Source organism: Nonomuraea sp. B12E4, assembly GCF_039871825.1.
GTDB lineage: Bacteria > Actinomycetota > Actinomycetes > Streptosporangiales > Streptosporangiaceae > Nonomuraea.
In genome coordinates, this window is sequence record NZ_JBDPME010000002.1 from 171616 (window position 1) to 190646 (window position 19031).

General features: G+C 71.9%; 14 protein-coding genes. 6 read left to right on the forward strand and 8 right to left on the reverse strand.

Features of this window, described 5'->3' with window-relative positions:
* The first annotated feature begins 16 nt into the window (after positions 1–16).
* Positions 17–925, forward strand: coding sequence for a pyridoxal-phosphate dependent enzyme (locus ABGB18_RS06630; protein WP_347694462.1), 909 nt, complete (start codon positions 17–19; stop codon positions 923–925).
* Here the strand turns inward: ABGB18_RS06630 and ABGB18_RS06635 are convergent.
* Entirely contained in the window at positions 901–1281 is a 381-nt protein-coding gene (locus ABGB18_RS06635; RefSeq protein ID WP_347694463.1) for a hypothetical protein, read from the reverse strand. The genes ABGB18_RS06630 and ABGB18_RS06635 overlap by 25 nt on opposite strands.
* Before the next feature lie 47 nt (positions 1282–1328).
* Positions 1329–1874, reverse strand: a complete 546-nt coding sequence (locus ABGB18_RS06640; protein ID WP_347694464.1) for a hypothetical protein — start codon at positions 1872–1874, stop codon at positions 1329–1331.
* Positions 1875–1999: 125 nt separating this feature from the next.
* Between ABGB18_RS06640 and ABGB18_RS06645 the strand changes: the two genes are divergently transcribed.
* The 3 genes from ABGB18_RS06645 to ABGB18_RS06655 all read left to right on the forward strand — a co-directional run bounded on the left by ABGB18_RS06645 (position 2000) and on the right by ABGB18_RS06655 (position 10293).
* Entirely contained in the window at positions 2000–6931 is a 4932-nt protein-coding gene (locus ABGB18_RS06645) for a tetratricopeptide repeat protein (protein WP_347694465.1), read from the forward strand.
* Positions 6932–7063: 132 nt separating this feature from the next.
* Positions 7064–7774: a helix-turn-helix domain-containing protein gene (locus tag ABGB18_RS06650; RefSeq protein ID WP_347694466.1), complete on the forward strand. Its 711-nt coding sequence runs from the start codon at positions 7064–7066 to the stop codon at positions 7772–7774.
* Positions 7771–10293, forward strand: coding sequence for a PEP/pyruvate-binding domain-containing protein (locus tag ABGB18_RS06655; RefSeq protein ID WP_347694467.1), 2523 nt, complete (start codon positions 7771–7773; stop codon positions 10291–10293). The genes ABGB18_RS06650 and ABGB18_RS06655 overlap by 4 nt, the downstream gene beginning before the upstream one ends.
* Positions 10294–10302: 9 nt before the next feature.
* Here the strand turns inward: ABGB18_RS06655 and ABGB18_RS06660 are convergent, their stop codons facing one another.
* From ABGB18_RS06660 to ABGB18_RS06670, 3 genes are all read right to left on the reverse strand, one after another.
* A complete protein-coding gene (locus tag ABGB18_RS06660) occupies positions 10303–12276 on the reverse strand; it encodes an amino acid transporter (protein WP_347694468.1) in 1974 nt (657 codons plus the stop codon).
* Positions 12277–12521: 245 nt separating this feature from the next.
* Positions 12522–12971, reverse strand: a complete 450-nt coding sequence (locus ABGB18_RS06665; protein WP_347694469.1) for a phospholipase domain-containing protein — start codon at positions 12969–12971, stop codon at positions 12522–12524.
* Entirely contained in the window at positions 12958–14157 is a 1200-nt protein-coding gene (locus ABGB18_RS06670; RefSeq protein WP_347694470.1) for a transposase, read from the reverse strand. The genes ABGB18_RS06665 and ABGB18_RS06670 overlap by 14 nt, the downstream gene beginning before the upstream one ends.
* Positions 14158–14228: 71 nt before the next feature.
* On the opposite strand from ABGB18_RS06670, the gene ABGB18_RS06675 reads away from it, so the two are divergent.
* Positions 14229–14378 carry a transposase gene (locus ABGB18_RS06675; RefSeq protein WP_347694471.1) on the forward strand — a complete coding sequence of 50 codons (150 nt, stop codon included), beginning with the start codon at positions 14229–14231 and terminating at the stop codon, positions 14376–14378.
* Positions 14379–14581: 203 nt separating this feature from the next.
* Here ABGB18_RS06675 and ABGB18_RS06680 read toward each other — a convergent pair whose 3' ends face one another.
* From ABGB18_RS06680 to ABGB18_RS06690, 3 genes are read right to left on the reverse strand one after another with little or no spacing between them, the layout of a single operon-like run.
* Positions 14582–15766, reverse strand: coding sequence for a sugar ABC transporter permease (locus ABGB18_RS06680; protein WP_347694472.1), 1185 nt, complete (start codon positions 15764–15766; stop codon positions 14582–14584).
* The gene (locus ABGB18_RS06685) at positions 15756–16484 is read right to left on the reverse strand and encodes an ATP-binding cassette domain-containing protein (protein WP_347694473.1); all 729 of its coding nucleotides are present in this window, start codon (positions 16482–16484) and stop codon (positions 15756–15758) included. The genes ABGB18_RS06680 and ABGB18_RS06685 overlap by 11 nt, the downstream gene beginning before the upstream one ends.
* Positions 16485–17573: a sugar ABC transporter substrate-binding protein gene (locus ABGB18_RS06690; RefSeq protein WP_347694474.1), complete on the reverse strand. Its 1089-nt coding sequence runs from the start codon at positions 17571–17573 to the stop codon at positions 16485–16487.
* A gap of 101 nt (positions 17574–17674) precedes the next feature.
* On the opposite strand from ABGB18_RS06690, the gene ABGB18_RS06695 reads away from it, so the two are divergent.
* Positions 17675–18844 (forward strand): ROK family transcriptional regulator, encoded by a 1170-nt coding sequence (locus ABGB18_RS06695; RefSeq protein ID WP_347694475.1) that lies wholly within the window; start codon positions 17675–17677, stop codon positions 18842–18844.
* The last annotated feature ends 187 nt before the right edge of the window (positions 18845–19031 follow it).

Consider the following 19031-nt stretch of genomic DNA (forward strand, 5'->3'; position numbering starts at 1 on the left):
ACCGTAGACTAGCGCCATGGAGGAACTCCTGGATCCAGCGCTCGGTCAGGTCCGGGTGTTCCTGATGCACGACGACAACAAGCCGCGCAAGCTCAAGTACAACCTGGGGCACGCGCGGCTGCTGACCTTCGGCGGCGCCTACTCCAACCACATCAGAGCGGTCGCCGAGGCCGGGCAGCGGCACGGGATCGACACGATCGGCGTCATCCGCGGTGAGGAGCACCTGCCGCTCAACCCCACAATCGCGCACGCCGTGGCCTGCGGCATGACGATCACCTATCTCGACCGCGCCTCCTACCGGCTCAAGCACACCGAGGAAGTGCGGGCGCGGCTGCGCGAGCGATGGGGCCAGGACGTGGTGATCCTGCCCGAGGGCGGCAGCAACGCGGAGGCGGTGCGCGGGTGCGCGGAGCTGCCGGCGGAGATCACCGCGGACTACGACGTCGTGGCCTGCCCGGTCGGCACCGGCGGCACACTGGCCGGGATCTCGGCGGGGCTGCCGGAGGGCAAGCGGGCGCTCGGGTTCGCGGTGCTGAAGGGGGCGGGGTTCCTGGCCGGGGAGGTGGAGCGGCTGCAGCGGGAGGCGTACGGGCGGGTCTGGTCGAACTGGGAGCTCAACCTGGACTACCACTTCGGCGGGTACGCCCGATCAACCCCGGCCTTGGAGCGATTTATCGCGAAATTTCGGGTCGAGGGGATTTATGTGGCCAAAATGCTCTACGGCCTGCTCGACCTCGCCCGCCAGGGCGCCTTCGCCCCCGGCACCCGCATCGTCGCCGTGATCACCGGCCGGCCCGCCGAGCGCGCCACCTCCGCCTCACAGCCGCGACCAGCCCATCGCGAAGAACCACGCCAGCCCGACCACGATGATGGCCAGGGTCAGCGCGAACATCACCCGCATCAGTCCTCCACGTCGCACTCGTAGGGCAGATCGCCCATCGGCTGGCAACCGGCGGCCGTGACCCGCCAGCCGTCGCTGAAGCGGTGCAGGAACAGCGTGTCCCCGGTCAGCCGTACTTGTGCCTCGTCGCCCCACACCGAGACGGAGACGAGCCCGCCGCCCGCCCCGAGCCGCACCTCCCGCAGCGCGTCGGCGCACCCCTGGCCGGGGTCGGGCAGCTTGTCGGCGGTCTTCCGGGCCAGCAGCGCGCACGCGGCGTCCTCCCGGTGCGCGGCCAGTGCCGCGTGGAAATCCGCCGCCGCCCGCGCCGGAGCCGACGTGTCCACGGCGCAACCGGCGGCGGCCAGGGCGAGCGCGAGCACGACGAGCGTGATCCTCATGCGTCCCGGCCTACCCGCGAGTGCATCGGGCATGCGGCCCGCGCGGGCTAGCCGAGCTGGTCGAGCACGGGGGAGACCAGCGCGTTGAGCTCGCGGGCGAGCACCGTCACCGCCCGGTGGGCACTCTGCTCCACCTCGTCGTGCGGCCCCTCCGGCTCCGGCGGCAGGTCGTCGAGCGGCACCGGTGCCTCGACGAGCAGCGTGGCCCGCAGGAACGGGATCCTGGCCAGGTCCTGCTGGGTCGGCTCGACGTACTGGCCGAAGGTCTCCTGCCAGCCCAGCCATCCCCGGTCGCGCCACCAGGCGCGCGACCGCGTGAGCTCCTCGGGCAGCGGCGAGACCAGCCGGACCCGGGCGTAGAGGGTGCCGTCCCAGGTGTTGCGGTGGCAGGTCGCCTCCAGCACGCGCCGGTCCCAGCGCACGAAGCCGGGGGTCAGTGACGGCGGCGTCGCCAGCCGCCACGCCGCGCAGGCGAACCTGACGGGCGCGATGTCGCCCCACTCGAACTCGTCCAGGTTTTTACGCACGTGAACCGCGTAGCGCCCGTCACGGTCCCTGTCGAACTCCTGGTCGACCCAGAACGCCTTGCCCATGGACTACACGCTACGGCGCTCCCGCACTTTCCGGCGCGAGGACCGGAGATCTCGGAATGCCCTATGACATGCGCGACAGATGTGTAGCTTTTTCACACTGTGTGGGATGACTTGGGAGTGAAGTGATGGCGTCAGAACAGCTTGACGCGGCCATGGGCCACTGGAAAGAGGGCAACCTCGACGCGGCCGCCGCGCTGTTCAGGCAGATCGCGGCCACGGGGGACCCGGAGGCGTCTCATTTGCTGGCCGGGCTGCTGCAGGAGCAGGGGGACCTGGACGGCGCCGAGGCGGCGCACCGGTCGGTGATCCAGTCCGGTGATCCGGTGTTCGGCCAGCGCTCGGCGATCGCCATGGGAATGATGCTGGTCAACGCCAAGGAGTGGCCGGCGGCGCACCGGGTGTTGTCGATCGCCTCCAGCGGGGCCGACTTCGAGGTGGCCGCGCTCGCCGACACGGCGCTGGTGCTGGTGTGCACGCAACTGGGGGACGCGCCGGGCGCGCAGGCGGCGCTGGAGCGGGCCCGGCGCTGCGACAGCCCCTCCGTGGCCGAGCTGGCCGAACGCTTGGAGCTGCCCGAGTTCCACCAGGACCCGGCCTCGGCCCGTGACCTGTACGAGCAGGCCGAGGACGAGGACGACTACCGCGCTCTGCTGACGTGCGGCGACCCGAACGTGGTGTCGCTCTCGGCGTTCCGGCTCTACCAGCTGTACGCCGAGGAGGAGGAGTACGAGTCGGCCCGCGAGGTGTGCGAGCACGCCATCGCCGTCGGCCACCCCGACCACCTGTCGATGGCGCACAAGCTGCTCGGCGCGGTGCTGGTGGACCTGGGCGAGTACGCCGAGGCCGCGGCCGCCTACCGCGTGGCCGCCGAGGACCCCAGGCCCGAGATCCGGCTGGAGTCGCTCATCGAGCTGGCCAAGGTGACCGCGCAGCTCGGTGACGTGGCCGAGACGAAGGCCATCTTCCGCCGGGTGATCGCCAGCGGCCAGCGCGAGTACGTCGTGCAGGCCCAGGCCTGCCTGGCCCAGATGCACACCGAGGCGGGCGAGACCGCCGAGGCACTGATCGCGTTGCGCGCCGTCCTGACGGCGGGCGAGAGCGAGTGGGCCTCGGTCTGCGTCCCCCTGCTCGCCCTGCTGCTCGACCAGAGCCCGGAGGCCCACGACGCGATCATGGAGCTGGTGGAGCTGGCCGCCGGGCACGAGGACTCGGACGCCGCCTTCAAGGCCGCGCTGCTGCTGGAGCACGCCGCCCGGCAGAAGCCGCTCGCCGACCCGGTCGCGGAGCAGGCGGTGCAGGACACCGACGCGGCGCTGGCCCACCTGAAGGCGGGCGAACTGGCCGAGGCCCGGCGGCTGCTGCGCGGGGTCGCCGACTCGACGGCCGTCACGGAGTCGCTGCGGGCCATGGTGATGCTGGCCGAGCTGGAGATGGGCGAGGGTGACCGGGAGCAGGCCGACGAGCTGCTGGCGTACGTGGCCGAGTCGGACGACATGCTCCAGGGGTTCCACGCGACCTTCGTGCTGCACCTGCTGCGCGAGTCGGGCGAGGAGCTGCATCCCGTGCTGGCGGCCATGCTGGCCCACCAGCGGCAGGGGAGGGAGGAGGGGCTGCTGCGCTACCGTGCGGCGACGGACCATGCCGACCCCGCCGTGGCGGCGATCGCCACCGCCGCGTTCGCGCAGGTGCTGGCCTCCTTCGGATATGACCTGTCCGAGGCGGCCAAGATGGTCCAGGCGACGGCGGACTCCGGGGACCCGCTGGCGCTGTCGTACACCGCCATGATCTGCAAGGCGATGCTGAACGACGCGGACGAGGCGCTCGCGCTGCTGCGCCGGGCCCGGGCGGACGGGCATCCGGTGCTGGCGCCGTGGGTGGCGTACGCGCTGGGTGGGATCGTCGCGGAGCAGGACTACGCGGAGGCGCGCAGCGCGTACCAGGAGGCGATGGACACCGGCTGCGGCGGGCTGCGGTATTCCGCGGCCACGGAGCTGACGACGGTGCTGGAGCGGCAGGGCGACCTGCTGGCGGCCTGCCGGTTGTATGAGCGGCTGATCGCCGAGGGCCAGACGCGGCGCGGCGCGTGGCCGCTCGGCTACGCCAGGGTCAGGCTCGACGACTTCGACGCGGCCAGGGCCGCCTTCGCCGCCTCGGATGACGAGCTGTGCCCGTTCGCCGGGCTCGTGCTGGACCGGGACTTCGCGGCGGCCGCGCGCGCCTTTCCCGAGGAGCCGCTGGACCTGCTGGCGAGCACGCTGGCGATGGAGTGCGCGCACGCCTGGCAGCGCGCCGGGCAGACGGAGGCCGCGGACGGCGCGTTGTCGCTGGTGCTCGCCGCGGGCCGGCCGGACATGCGGCAGGAGGCGGCCGGTTTCCTCGGAGCGCTGCGCGACGACGCGGGTGACAAGCGCGGGGCGCTGGAGGCATGGCGGCAGTCCGTGGGCGACGACGAGCGGCTCAGCGGCCTGGCCTGGCGCACCGTCGGGCGGATCCACCACGAGCTGGGGGAGCACGACGAGGCCGCCGAGGCGTTCGCGCAGGCGCTCGACGACGAGGACGGGCGGGCCGAAGTGGTGCTGCGGCTCGGCGACTCGCTGGTGGCGTGCGGCCGCACGGACGAGGCCCGCGAGCGGCTGGCCGGGATGTTCGGCCCTGCCGGGATCGTGTACTACGCCCGGTTCCTGAGGGAGCACGGCGACCCCGAGGGCGCGCTCGCGGCGTTGCGGGACGCGCCGCCCGAGCCGACCGGCGAGTCGGAGCGCCTGCTCGGCGGCCTCCTGGCCGTGACCGGCGACCTTGAAGGAGCCAGGGCGGCCTTCGAACGCGCGGCGGCCGTCGACCCCGACTCGGAGGCGCGGACCATGCTGGAGGCGGGCCGCCGCATGCTGGCGGCGGGCGACACCGAGACCGCGCACTTCGCCCTGGAACGGGCCGCCGCACAGGACGACGACGAGTACGCCGCGGCCGTGGCCCGCCTGCTGCTCGGCCGGGCCACGCCGGACGAGCTGCCCTGGGTGCTGGCCGCCGAGGGCGACCGGCCGGGCGCGCTCGCGGCGCTGACCGAGCAGACCGGGTCCGAGCTGACGGCGGAGGTGATGCTGGCCGTTCACGACGAGAACGTGATGGCCGTGCGCGGCCTGGTGACGTCGGTGCGTGACGCGGCCAGGGAGAAGATCCTGCTGACCGTCGCGGAGCAGGCCTTCGCGCTGGACGACGAAGACGTGGCCGAGGCGCTGTTCCGGCTGGTCGCCGAGCTGGGCGGGCAGGAACTCGTCGCGCGGGCCGCGATCGAGCTGGGCGCGATCAACGCGAACCGCGGCCAGCACAGCCGGGCCGAGCTGGCCTTCCTCCCCGCTACCGAGCACCCGGACAGAGCCGGGATGGCCTGGCGCAACATCTCTGTCGTCCGCCACCGCCGCGGCGATCTCGACGGGGCGATCGAGGCGGCCCGGGCGGCGCTGCCGGACACCACGCTCCTGCTCGCCGACCTGCTCGACGAGCGGGGCGACCGGGCCGAGCTGCGCGAGCTGCTGGCGGCGGGCACGGCGCGCGGCGACCGCGAGTGCCGCCTGCGCCTGCTCACCCACCTGCTCCTGGAGGAGGACTACGACGCCCTGGTCAAGGAGGCCGAGCTGGCCGTCGGAACCGGCGATCCCGAGACCGTGTCCATGGGCTACTGGGTGTGGGGTGACGCCCACAAGGCGTTGGGCGACATGCAGCAGGCGGCCCTCATGTACGGCAGGGGCATCGACACCGGGTTCGCCGATACCACGGCGAGCATCAGGGTGGACCTCGCCGGCGCGCTGCGCGAGCTGGGCGACACCGGCGGGGCCGTCCGCGAGGCGCGGCTGGCCATCGAGTCGGGCGACCCCGACGGGATGGCCAGGGGCGGTATGAAGCTCGGCGTCTGGCTGTACGAGGACGGTGACCACCTGGGCGCCGCGCGGGCGTTCGCGGCGGCGGCCGCGACCGACGTGACCGACCTGGCCGGCCCCGCGACCGAGAACCTGCGCGCTCTGGCCTACCAGGCGTTCCACCGGGGCGAGCACGCCCTGGCGGTGCAGGTGCTGGAGCTGATGGGCGAGCGGGCCGCCGAGGTGGCGCGGGAGCTGGGCGGGCAGTGCGACGACCCGGCGGCCGTGCGGGCGTACTTCGAGGCGGCGGGTCCCGGGCCGTTCGCGGAGCTGCGCATCGCCGACCGGCTGGCCGAGCTGGGTGAGGCGGCCGAGGCGCGGGCGATCTTCGAGCGGCTGAGCGGGCACGACGACCCGGAGGTGCGCTTCGTGGCCGGGGGCCGGCTGCTGGAGCTGCTCGACGGCGAGGGCGACGACGACGCCTTCTACGACCTCGCGCGGCGGCAGGCGGCCGACGCCGACAGCCCCATCCAGGGGGTGTTCGGGAGCCTGCTCGGCATGCTCCAGGGCAGCAGGGGCGACACCGAGGCGTCGATCGAGACGTTGCGGGAGGCGGCCGCCGGGGGCGAGCCCATCGCGCTGTCCACCCTGGCGCAGACGCTGATCGAGGCCGGCCGGGTGGAGGAGGGCCGGGAGGTGTACCTCCAGGTGCTCGACGCCGGCGACACCGAGTTCGCCACGCGGGCGATGATCGCGATCGGGCGGACGTACCACGACGACGAGGAGGAGCGGGCCCGCCACTGGTACCTCAGGGCCGTCGAGGAGGGCACGGGGCACACCGCCGCGTTGGGAGCGATGTACCTGGGCGCGCTGGCCAAGCGCAAGCGGGACTTCCCCGACGCGCTCACCTGGTACCAGCGCGTGATCGACTCCGGGGACTCGGAGTCGGGGATGGCCGCGGCGCACCTCGGCGAGCTGTGCTACTGGCTCGGGGACCGGGACGGGGCGCTCCGGTACTACGAGCTGACGCTGGGGCTGACCGAGCAGGACGACCTGGTGGCCGAGGCGGCCTGCCGGGCGGGTGAGATCCGCTACGAACGCGGCGACCTGGAGCCGGCCCGCCGCCTGCTGGCCCAGGCCGTGGGCACCGGCGACCCGTCCTTCGGCCCGGAGGCGGAGGCCCTGCTGGCCAAGCTCGGCTGAATCCATCTGCGAACCGGCCCGGCCGACTCCCCGCGCGGGAGGTGCGGCCGGGCCGGTTCGGCGTTTCCGGAGACTTGTGCTTAATTAAATGACCAACTAGTCTCATCTGGTCAAATAAATGGGGTGAGACTCATGGGCAAGGTCGGGCGGCCGCCGCAGGATCCCGCGCGCCAGGCCGAGCGGGCGCACCGGATCCTCGACGCCGCCGCCGAGCTGATCCTGCGCTGGGGCTACGACAAGACGACGATCGACGACGTGGCCAAGCGGGCCGAGGTGTCCAAGGGCACCATCTACCTGCACTGGAAGACACGCGACGAGCTCTTCAGCGCGTTGCTGCGGCGCGAGCGGGTCCACATGCTGGCCGAGGTGCGCCGGAGCGAGCCAGCCACGCTGAGCGCGGTGTCCGGCGAGATCGCCCGCACCCTGCTGCGGCGCCCGCTGCTCAAGGCGGTCCTGTCCGGCGACTCCGAGGTGCTCGGCAAACTCACCCGCCAGAAGCGGCAGGGCACGGGCGGGCTGGAGCCGGGCGACGCCTTCGAGGGCTATCTGGCGGAGCTGATCCGGCTCGGCACGGTACGCGACAAGCCGGGGGACCACATCAGGGTGATCAACTCGATCGTCTACGGGTTCCTGATGCTGCCGGGCGGGGCGAGCCTGCCCGGCGACACGATCGCGGACCTGGTGGCCGACACCGTCGAGCGCGCCATGAGCCCCGGCCGGGAGCCGACCGACGAACAGGCGGCCGCCATGGCACGGGCCACCCTGGATTTTCTCGACGCCGTTGAGGAGATCGCGCAGCGCAGGCTGGCGGGCTCCCTGGGCTCAAAGGAGCGTATGAAGTGAAGGCCGTACTCCCTCTCGGCGATGCCGCGGCCGACCTGGCGACCGTGGGCGGCAAGGGTGCCTCCCTGGCCAGGCTGATCAGGGCCGGGCTGCCCGTGCCCGGCGGGTTCCACATCACGACCGGGGCTTACCGCGCGTTCGTGGCGGGGTTCCAGGAGGAGATCCTGCGGGCCGCCGCCGAGGGCGCCCCGCAGCGGATCGCGGCGCTGTTCGAGGCGCACGACATGCCCGCCGGCCTCGCCGCGGAGATCCGGCGGGCGTGCGAGGAGCTCGGTGTGCCGGTGGCCGTGCGCTCCTCGGCCACCGCCGAGGACCTGCCGGACATGTCGTTCGCCGGGCAGCAGGACACCTACCTCAACGTCCGGGGCGAGGACCTGCCCGCGGCGGTCAAGCGCTGCTGGGCCTCGCTGTGGAACCCGCGGGCCGTCGCCTACCGCGACCGGAACGGCGTGCCGCACGACGACGTGGCGCTGGCCGTGGTGGTCCAGGAGCTGGTGGACGCGGACGCGGCCGGCGTCATGTTCACCGCCAACCCGGTCAGCGGCGCCCGCGACGAGATCGTCGTCAACGCCTCCTGGGGACTGGGCGAGGCGGTCGTCGGCGGCCAGGTCACCCCCGACACGGTCGTCGTGTCCGGCGGCGCGGTCACCGACACGCGCCTCGGCGACAAGGCCGTCATGACCGTCCGCACCGCGACGGGCACCGAGGAGCGGCCGGTGCCGTCCGAGCTGCGCGGCCGCGCCGTGCTCGACCCCGCCGAGGCCGTGGAGCTGGCCGGGCTGGGCGCGCGGGTGCAAGCCCTGTACGGCGGCACGCCCATGGACGTCGAGTGGGCCCGGCACGACGGCAGGTTCGCGATCCTCCAGGCCCGCCCGATCACCGGCCTCAGGCCGCGGCCGGAGGAGTGGAACGACAGCCTCAGGGGCGACTACCTGTGGACCGGCGGCAACCTGGGCGAGGCCATCCCCGACGTGATGACGCCGTTGACGTGGTCGTTCGTGCGGCTGTTCATCCATGAGGCGATGTCCGCCTCGGCTCTGCCCGGCTTCGACCTGGTCGGCAACATCGGCGGCCGCTTCTACATGAACCTGAGCGTCACCTACTCCATCGCCAGGGCCCTGGGCATGCAGTCCCGGCTGGGCGCGGTCGAGCAGCTCTTCGGCAAGATCCCGCCGGGGCTGGACGTGCCGATGGTGCCGATCTCGCGCTGGGGGATCATCAGGCAGGTGCTGCCCATGGCCGTACGCCTGCGCCGCCGCGTACGCGAGAACCTCAAGGGCATGCGCGCGTTCCTGGCCACCTCTCGCCGGCGGTGCGAGGAGCTGCGCGCCCGGATCGCCGCCACCGGCTCCGCCGCCGAGCTGGCCGACCTGTGGGCGCGCGAGATCGAGCCGCACGTGGTCACCTCCTCCCGCATGCTGGAGGCCGCGGGCCGCCAGGGCGGCGCGACGCTCGTCTACACCCGCGACAAGCTGCGCAGGATGATGGGCGAAGTGGACGCGGAGTCGATGCTGACCGGCGTGAACGCCGACGGCGAGCTGGCCAGCCTGGGCCCGATCATGGGCCTGACCAGGCTCGCCCGCGGCGAGATCACCAGGGACGAGTTCGCCAGGACCTACGGGCATCGCGGCCCGCACGAGTTCGAGGTGTCGATGCCCCGGCCCGGCGAGGACCCCGGCTGGATCGACGCCCAGCTCGCCGGCCTGCGCGACCTGCGCTCCGGCACGGAGGCGCTGCTCGCCCGGCAGGCGAAGGCCAGGGAGGAGGCGTGGGCCCGCTTCGCCCGGCGCTACCCGGGTAAGGAGGCCGGGATGCGGGCCAGGGTCCAGCGCTGGAACGCGGTCGTGCGCGACCGTGAGTCCACCCGATCGGAGAACATGCGGGCGTTCTGGGTGTTGCGGGCGTTCGCGGTGCGGGCGGGCGAGCTGACCGGGCACGGCGACGACGTGTTCTTCCTCGACCTGGAGGAGCTGCTGGCGCTGCTGCGCGGCGACCGGGCCGGGCTGGAGCGGGTGCCGGTGCGCCGGGCGACGCACGAGCGGTACGCGGCGCTGCCGCCCTACCCGGTGCTGATCGTCGGCCGTTTCGACCCGGTGCGCTGGGCCGCCGACCCCGACCGGCGGGCCGACCTCTACGACGCGCGCGGCGGCGGGACCCCGGTGAGCGAGACCGTGACCGGGTTCCCCGGGGCTCCCGGCGTGGTGGAGGGCGTCGCCCGGGTGATCGCGGGGCCCGAGGAGGGGGAGCGGCTCAAGGCGGGCGAGATCCTGGTGACCACGCTCACCAACGTGGGCTGGACGCCGATGTTCCCGCGGGCCGCCGCCGTCGTGACGGACATGGGCGCGCCGCTGTCGCACGCCTCGATCGTGGCCCGCGAGCTCGGCATCCCCGCCGTGGTCGGCACCGGCAACGCCACCATGCGGCTGCACGACGGCGACCGGATCAGGGTGGACGGTGAGCGGGGCACGGTGGAGCTGCTGGAGCTCAATGAGTCCGCCAAGCCGGTCGCCCACGGCTGAGTGAGGTGATCAACCCACGTGGATGCGGGGCCGCCGGTCGGGATCGGGCTCGCTGGAACGGATGATCTCCCGTACGACCGGAGCCGTGTCCCCGCGGCCCAGGATGAGATAGCGGAACAGGTGCATCAGCGGAGCCCCCTCCGCCCACTCGAAGTAGCAGTGCGGCCGGACTCCGGTGGCATCGCGCAGCGCGAGCAGGATCGCGGCGATGGCGTTGGGCCCGGCCGGGCTCTCCGCGCGCAGCACGCGGTATTCGCCCACCTTCGCCCCGTGCACCCGCAGCACGTCGCTGAAGCCGGACGGATCGATGATGTCGATCTCCAGGAACAGCACGTCCGCCCGCCCGGGCACCGGGTTGATGCCGCGCTGCTCGGCCTCCTTGGCCGCGTACTCCGCCCGGTCGCCGGGGCCGCGCCGGTTGGCGATGAGGTTGAGCGCGCCGTCGAAGTCCAGCGAGTCGGTCACGAACCGCCGGGCCGCCTCGTCGAACTCGATCCGGTCGGCCCGCAACTCGGTGGTGCGCGACACCCGCGAGACCAGGGAGATCGCGATGATGCCCAGGATGAACAGCGCGGAGATGGCGATGCCGTCCGGCTTCTCCCTGATGTTCTCCACCAGGGCGTACAGCAGGACCAGGGTGAGCACGACGAACCCGGCGGTCGCCGGGCCCTGCCGGCGGCGGATGGCGGAGATCGTCACCGCGACCGCGCCGGAGACCATCATGGCCAGGATGCCCGTGGCGTAGGCGCCCGCCTGGGCGTCGACGTCGGCGTCGAACGCGATGGTGAGCAGGATGCAGATGCCCGTGTAGACCAGCACCACCGGCCGCACGGCGCGGCCCCAGTCGGGAGCCATGCCGTAGGACGGCAGGTAACGCGGCACGATGTTGATCAGTCCGGCCATCGCGGAGGCCCCGGCGAACCAGAGGATGAGGATGGTGCTGATGTCGTACGTGGTGCCGAACGCCTCGCCCAGCCGCTCGTGCGCCAGATACGCCAGCGCCCGGCCGTTCGCCGCGCCGCCCGGCTGGAACTCCCGGGCCGGGATGAGCACCGTGGTCACGAAGCTGGTCGCGATCAGGTAGACGCTCATGATGAGCGCGGCCGTGGTCAGCAGCTTGCGCGTGTTGCCGATGCGCGCGGCCAGCCGCCGCTCGGGGTCCTCGCCCCGGGCCGCCACCAGCGGCATCATGCTGACGCCCGTCTCGAACCCTGACAACCCCAGCACCAGCAGGGGGAAGGCCAGCACCGCCGGCCCGATCACCCCGGTGAGGCCGCCCTGGCCGCTCATCAGCGCCTCGGTCCACCGCGACCACGTCTCGGGCGCGCCCAGTACGTCGCCGATCCCGACCGCCACGACCACGGCGTTCAGCAGCAGGAAGAGCGCCACCAGCGGGATCGCCACGCCGACGGCCTCGGTGAAGCCGAGCAGGAACACCCCGCCGAGCACCACCAGCAGCACCACGGTGATCGCCACCGCGTGCCCGTGCAGGAACGCGGGGAAGTAGGGATTTTCCAGGATGTGCACCGACGCGTCCGCAGCCGACAGCGTGATCGTGACGATCCAGGAGGTGGCCACGAAGCCCAGCAGCACCAGCACGAACAGCTTGCCCTGCCAGAACGGCAGCAGCCGCTCCAGCATCGCCACCGAGCCCTGCCCGTGCGGGCTCTCCCTGGCCACCCTGCGGTACATCGGCAGCATGCCGAGCAGCGTCAGCGCCACGATCAGCAGCGTGGCCAGCGGTGACAGCGCTCCGGCGGCGAGCGCGGCGATGCCGGGCAGGTAGGCCAGCGTGGAGAAGTAGTCGACGCCGGTGAGGCACATGACCTTCCACCACGCCTGCGGCAGGGCGTGCCCCTCTCCCGTCTCGGGCCCGACCGGCTGAACCTGATGCCGCAACAACCAGCGGGCCAGTCCGTTGGCCGGTGGGGCGGGGCGGGTCGGGCTGTCGACCACGTCGGGGATGGCCAGCTCAGCGCTCACCGGATCTCCTTCTCCTCGATGAACGCACACCACCTTAGGGGGTGGATCTGCCGTGTACCCCCGAAGGCCCCGCGAAGCCAACGAACCGCCCAAAACACGTTGCCACCGGATAAATCGGTTGCCCGCGCCGAGGGACCTCTGTTGTGCCGGCCCCGAGCCGCCCGGCCAGGAGCAGAGGTCCCGGGGTGAGCGCGGTGGCGGTGACCCGGGCCGTCACCGCCACCGGCACCCGCCGGCGGGTCGCCTCAGCCGGCGATGATGGCGGGGTCGCTGGTGCTGGCCCGTCCCGTCTCGACGTGGCCGCACAGGCGGCGGAGGAAGCCGGAGTCCTGATCGGACGTCACCGAGAGGTCGTACCAGTTGCCGGCGTGACGCGTGTTCACCGACGTGGTGAACCTCGCCCCCGGCTTGAGCGCGTGCGACTTCGGGTGGTCCTTGCCGTAGGCGTCGGAGACGGTGAGCCGCGTGGTGGCGGTGCCCCGGTTGGTCACCACCAGCTTCACGTTTCCGCTCCTGCCTTCCTGACGCGCGCTCACCTCCAGGCCCGCACTGGCGGCGCGGCCGTTGAACTGCCGCCAGCGGCAGGTAGCCGCCGGTGCCGTCGTTGCCGGTAACCCGTCCACATGTATTGACGTGCTCCCTGGCTTGGAAGGCCGGGGATTCTGGCCTGTGCCACACCGTTCATGCGGCGGCACTTCCTCGGCTTCCTGCTTCGTCGGCCCGTGCCGCCGCGAGCGGTGGTCTTACCGGCCCTCCACAGGCGTTTTGTCTCTCCGCCCGTCCGGCGGCGAGAATGTTGATCGCGGCGTTCACGTCCCGATCATGGATGGCGCCACACGGGCAGGACCACTCCCGCACGTTCAATGGCATCGTCTCGACCAGCGTCCCGCAGGCCGAACACAGCTTGGACGACGGGAAGAACCGGCCGATTCTCGCGAACTGCCTGCCATACAGTTTCGCCTTGTACTCCAGCATGCGCACGAACGCCGACCAGCCCGCGTCGTGGACGCTCTTGGCCAGCCTCGTGCGCGCCAGCCCCTGCACCGCCAGGTCCTCCACATAGATCGCTTGGTTCTCGCGGATCACGTGGGTGGAGGTGCGGTGATGGAACTCACGGCGCGCGTCGGCGACCTTCGCGTGCTGGCGGGCGACCTTGCCGCGGGCCTTGGCCCGGTTGGACGATCCCTTCTGCTTACGCGACAGCGCTTTCTGAAGCTTCTTGAGTTTCTTCTCCGCCCGGCGCAGGAAACGCGGAGAGTCGATCTTCCGGCCGTCCGCCAGGACGGCGAAATGGCCGAGCCCGAGGTCGATCCCGGTCTCGGCAGGCGCGGCGGGCAGCGGCTGCTCCCGCACCTCGACCACGAAACCGGCGAAATACCGGTCCGCCGCGTCCTTGATGATGGTGACCGAGGATGGTGGCGCGGGCAGCTCCCGTGACCACCGCACCGGCACATCCCCGATCTTCGGCAGCCGCAGCTTGCCACAGGCGGTGACGGCGAAGCGGGCGTTCTTGGTGAACCGGATCGCCTGCCGGTTGTCCTTGCGGGACCGGAACCGGGGCGGCCCGAGTTTGGGCCCCTTGCGCTGCCCTTGGATCGAGGCGAAGAAGTTCCGGAACGCGGTGGTGCAGTCGGACAGGGCCTGTTGCAGCACGACCGCCGATACCTCGCCCAGCCAGGCCCGCTCGGGCCGCTGCTTGGCCTGGGTGATCACGGTGCGGGACAGTTCCGCATCGGTGATGAACGGCAGGCCCTGCTTGTGGGCGTGGTCGCGCAGCGCGAGCGCGTCGTTGAACACCACGCGGGCGCACCCGAACGCCTTGGCCAACGCGATGCGCTGTCCCGGCGTCGGGTCGATACGGAAGGAGTACCGCAACTGCACGAGATCAATCGTAGGGTCGGGTTGATGGCCGAGTGCGGCGAAATCAGAAAGGGCAGGCACTGTGTTTCGCCTTGCCTGCTCATTTGGTTTTCGTCACCAAGTTCCGGCACGAGGTGTTCACCGGCACCCACCTGGCCCGGCTGGAAGAGGTCATGAGGGCTGTCCGCGCCGGCTTCGCAACCACCCTGGTCGAGTTCAACGGCGCGGATGACCGCGGGTGAAAGATGTGCTGTTTCTGTCCGGATCCCCTGACACCTGCGGTTGACGCGTGCCATGGAGGACTTATCTTCCGTGGGATCTGTCTTCGGGACGAATCAAGCAAATCGCGACAGTATGTTCGGTTGATCAAGAACATGCCGCCCTCACCTTGCGGAATTCAGGGCGAAACCCGCGTTAACGCCACAAACGCACAGAAATATCCGCCTCACCTGGCGCCGGCCCGGCGCGCGACCGAGTCGATCGCCACCGCCAGGGCCAGCACCGCCGCGGTCACCATGAACCTGACGGAGGAGTCCACGTTGAGCAGCAGCATCCCGTTGGTGATCGACTGGATCACCAGGATGCCGAGCAGCGCCGCGTACGGCCGGCCGCGCCCGCCGAACAGCGACGTCCCGCCGATCACCGCGGCGGCGACCGCCATGAGCAGGATGTCGCTGCCGCCGGAGGCCTGGTTCACCGCGGACAGGCGGCTGGCCGCGAGGATGCCGCCGAACCCGGCGAGCACGGAGGCCAGCACGAACGCCAGCACCCTGATCCGGGAGGTGTTGATCCCGGCACGGCGGGCGGCCTCGGTGTTGCCGCCCACCGCGTACATCCACCGGCCGAACACGGTGTGCCTGAGCACGAGATCGAGGACGACCACCAGCGCGCCGAAGATGACGAGCAGCAGCGGCACGCCCCGGTCGGCGGACAGGACCGCCACGCCCCCCGCGAGCACCACCGCCACCCCGCCGATCCGCAGCGCGGTCAGGTAGACCGGCGGCACGGACAGGCCCGCGGCCCGCCGCAGCCGCCGGCCGATCACCGCGGCCGCCGACCAGCCGCCGGTCAGCACCGCCACCAGGGCCCAGGCCGGCCATGGCGGCAGCCAGGTGTCGCTCAGCTTCGAGACGAACCCGTCGAAGGGCAGGTTGATCGTGCCGCCCTGGCCGAGCAGGTAGAGGAGCAGCCCCTGCCAGCCGATCAGGCCGGCCAGCGTCACGATGAACGACGGCATGTGCAGCCGGGTGTGCATCAGCCCGTGCAGCAGGCCGATGGCACCGGCGGCCGCGAGCGCGACCGCGATGGCGGCGACGGGGTTCCAGGACTGCTTGACGTACAGGATCGTCATCACGACCGCGCACAGGCCGCTGACGGAGCCCGCCGAGAGGTCGATCTCCCCGAGGAGCAGCACCATGATGATGCCGAGCGAGATCGTGCCGGTGGCCGCCAGTTGCAGGGCCAGGTTGGTGAGGTTCTGGGCGGACAGGAAGTGCTCGTTCAGCGTGCCGAAGACGGCCGCGATGACGACGAGCCCGCCGGTGACCGGCCAGGCCCCGAGGTCTCCGCGCCGGAGCCGCCCCACCGCCTCCTTCGGCGTGTACCGGGTCAACGACGTCTCAGCGTTCATCTGTGCTCGCTCCGGTGATCGCGGCGACGATGGCCTCCTGGGACGCGTCGGCCGTCCGGAACTCGCCGGCGTTGCGCCCGAGCCTGAGCACGACCACCCGGTCGCTCATCGCCCGTACGTCGGCGAGGTTGTGGGAGATGACCAGCACCGCCAGGCCCCGTTCGCGCAGGCGGTTGACCAGGCCGAGGACCTGGGCCGTCTGCTCCACACCGAGCGCGGCGGTGGGCTCGTCGAGGATGACCAGGCGGGGCTCGCCGATCAGGGCCCGGGCGATGGCCACGGACTGGCGCTGGCCGCCGGAGAGCAGGGCGACGGGCACCCTGATGTCGCGGATCCGCACGTCGAGTGAGGTCAGCAGGTCGTGGGCGGCGAGTTCCATGGCGACGTGGCCGAGCACCGACCAGCGGCGGCGTTCGGTGCCGAGATACAGGTTGGCGACCACGTCGAGGTTCTCGCAGAGGGCGAGATCCTGGTAGACGGTGGACACGCCCAGGGCCTGGGCGTCCCGCGGAGTGGCGATCCTGACCGGACGGCCGTCCACGGTGATCGTGCCGCTGTCCGGGGCGACGACCCCGGCCAGGACCTTGACGAGCGTGGACTTGCCGGCGCCGTTGTCGCCGACGAGGGCCACGACCTCGCCCGGCCGCAGGTCCAGGCACACGCCGTCGAGGGCCTGGACCGCGCCGTACGCCTTGGCGATGCCGGTGACGGAGAACATCTACCGCAGGCCCGCCCGCGCGCAGGCGTCCTCGACCTCGGCGGTGCAGATGTCCCGGACGGTGTAGAAGCCGTCCTTGACGATCGTGTCCTTGACCTTGTCCTTGGTGACGGGGATGGGGTCGAGGAGGAAGGCGGGGATGTCGGCGGTGCCGTTGTTCACCTTGGCGGGGGCGGGGAGCCGCCGGCCCTTCGTGAGCGCGACGGCGAGTTCGGCGGACTTCTCCGCTTCTGCCCTGATGTCGAGGTAGACGGTCATGTACTGCTCGCCGGTGATGATCCGCTGGACGGCCGCGAGCTCGGCGTCCTGGCCGGTGATCGGCGGCAGTTCGGTGTAGCCGGCGCGCTTCATCGCCGCGATCGCGCCGCCGGCCATGCCGTCGTTGGCCGACAGCACGCCCACCACGGAGTCGCGGCCGAGTGCGGTGATCGCCTGTTCCATCTGCTGCTGGGCCTTGTCGGGGCTCCAGTCGGGCGTGTCGAACTCCTTGCCGATCCGGACCTTGCCGTCCAGGACGTTGTGCGCACCCTTCTTGTAGTCGGCCGAGCTGGGGTCGGTCGGGGAGCCGTGGATCATCACGATCTGGCCCTTGTCCGCGGTCCCCTTGGCGGTGAGCGCGTCGAGCAGCGCCTGGCCCTGCATCTCGCCGACCCGTACGTTGTCGAACGAGACGTAGTAGTCGTAGCCGATGCCGGAGATCAGCCGGTCGTAGGCGATGACCGGGACGTCGCGCTGCTTGGCCTGGTTGACCAGCGGGGCCACCGCGGCGGCGTCGACCGCGTCGAGCACCAGCACGTCCGCGCCCTGGGTGAGGGCCGCCTCGACCTGTTGCTGCTGCTTGGCGGGCTCCTGGTCGGCGTTGCTGTAGAGCACCTCGCACGCGGGGCAGAGGGCCTTCACCTTCGCCTCGAAGAGCGGCCGGTCGAAGGACTCGTATCTCGTGGTCTTGGACTCCGGCAGGAGCAGGGCGATCGTCGCCTCCTGCTGGGGATCGCCGGACGCGGTGCCGTCGGCGCCGCCGGATCCGGTGCCGCAGGAGGCGGCCAGTAAGGCCGTCACGGCGGCAATGGTCTTCCATCCTCGGCTCATCGCGTTGTTCCTTTCCGCGACCACCTCTGGCAGTAAAAAAGGTAATTTACTATCGGGGTGTTGGCCACCCTTCGGGCGTTTCCATCGAGGAGGAGTCCGACGTGCGCGGTGATTTGGGCAACCCGCGGCTGCTGCGCGTGATGAACGAGCGGCGCCTGCTCGACCAGTTGCACGAGCACGGCCCGGCGTCCCGCGCCGACCTGGCCAAGGCCACCGGGCTGTCGAAACCCACCGTCTCGGCGGCGCTGGCGGGCCTGGCCGAGGACGGGCTGGTCCACCTGGTGGGCGAGGTGTCCGGCAGGCCGGGGCCGGTGACCTCGCTGTACGACATGAACGCCGCTTCCGCGCACGTGGCGGGCATCGACATCGGGCGCGACTGGAACCGTGTCGTGGTGGCCGATCTGAGGGGTTCGTTCGTGGGCGGCAAAGACGGCCGCAACGACGCCCGCGACACGGCCGACCTGGCCGCTCACGTGCGCGAGCTGGCCCACGCGGCCGCCGCGGCGGCCGGCCTGGAGTGGTCCGCCGTCACGTGTGCCGTCGCCGGCACCCCGGGCGTCTACGACCCTGTGGCGGGACGGCTGGACTTCGCCGGCAACCTGCCCGGCGCCGACCTGGTCGAGCGGCTCCGCTCCGCGCTCGACTCCGACCTCGTCGTCGAGAACGACATCAACCTGGCGGCCGTCGGCGAGCACGTGTACGGCGAGGGCAAGGGCAAGAAGCACGTCGCCCTCGTCTCGATCGGCACCGGTGTGGGCATGGGCATCATCACCCACGGCGAGCTGTACGTCGGCGCCCACGGAGCCGCGGGCGAGGTGTCGTACCTGCCCACCGCCGAGGACCCGGCGGCGGCCGGGGACCCCGCCGCCCTGGAGCACGGGGCCACCGAAGCGGTGGCGTCCGCGCCGGGGGTGGTGCGCGCGGCCCGCGCCGCCGGGCTGGACCTGGGGAGCGCCAAGGAGGTCTTCGAGGCGGCCGAGAGCGGTGACCCCGTCGCCCTGTCCGTGGTGGCGGCCGAGGGGCAGCGCATCGGCGGGCTGCTCGTCGCGGTCGCGTCCGTCCTGGACCCGGAGGTGATCGTGCTGAGCGGCGGGGTCGGGCGCAACCTCGACCTGCTCGGCGGCGCGATCGAACGCCGCATCGCCGAGCTGGGGCCGCTCCGGCCGCGGGTGGTGGCCAGCGCGCTCGGCGACACGGGGGTGCTGCTGGGCGCCGTCGCCCGCGCCAGGAAGCGGGCCTGGGAGCTCATCTTCCGAGCCCGCCTCGGCTGAGTCTCCGGACGCGTCGCCCTGCCGATCATCACAGCGACGGACAGTTTCGAAAGCCTTTTTCGGTATGATGAACTGCAATCAAGATGCCCGCCAGCCGATCGGCGTTGGTCTGTTGCGTCGTGCCAGCTCGGTGACGCTGCAAGTGATTGCAGCGGCAGATTGACAGCCTCCGCCCGGCCGGTCTACA

Coding starts and splice junctions, on each gene's coding strand:
- ABGB18_RS06630 (WP_347694462.1), top strand. CDS start 17: ATGGAGGAACTCCTGGATCCAGCGCTCGGTCAGGTCCGGGTGTTCCTG.
- ABGB18_RS06635 (WP_347694463.1), bottom strand. CDS start 1,281: ATGAGGATCACGCTCGTCGTGCTCGCGCTCGCCCTGGCCGCCGCCGGT.
- ABGB18_RS06640 (WP_347694464.1), bottom strand. CDS start 1,874: ATGGGCAAGGCGTTCTGGGTCGACCAGGAGTTCGACAGGGACCGTGAC.
- ABGB18_RS06645 (WP_347694465.1), top strand. CDS start 2,000: ATGGCGTCAGAACAGCTTGACGCGGCCATGGGCCACTGGAAAGAGGGC.
- ABGB18_RS06650 (WP_347694466.1), top strand. CDS start 7,064: ATGGGCAAGGTCGGGCGGCCGCCGCAGGATCCCGCGCGCCAGGCCGAG.
- ABGB18_RS06680 (WP_347694472.1), bottom strand. CDS start 15,766: ATGAACGCTGAGACGTCGTTGACCCGGTACACGCCGAAGGAGGCGGTG.
- ABGB18_RS06685 (WP_347694473.1), bottom strand. CDS start 16,484: ATGTTCTCCGTCACCGGCATCGCCAAGGCGTACGGCGCGGTCCAGGCC.
- ABGB18_RS06690 (WP_347694474.1), bottom strand. CDS start 17,573: ATGAGCCGAGGATGGAAGACCATTGCCGCCGTGACGGCCTTACTGGCC.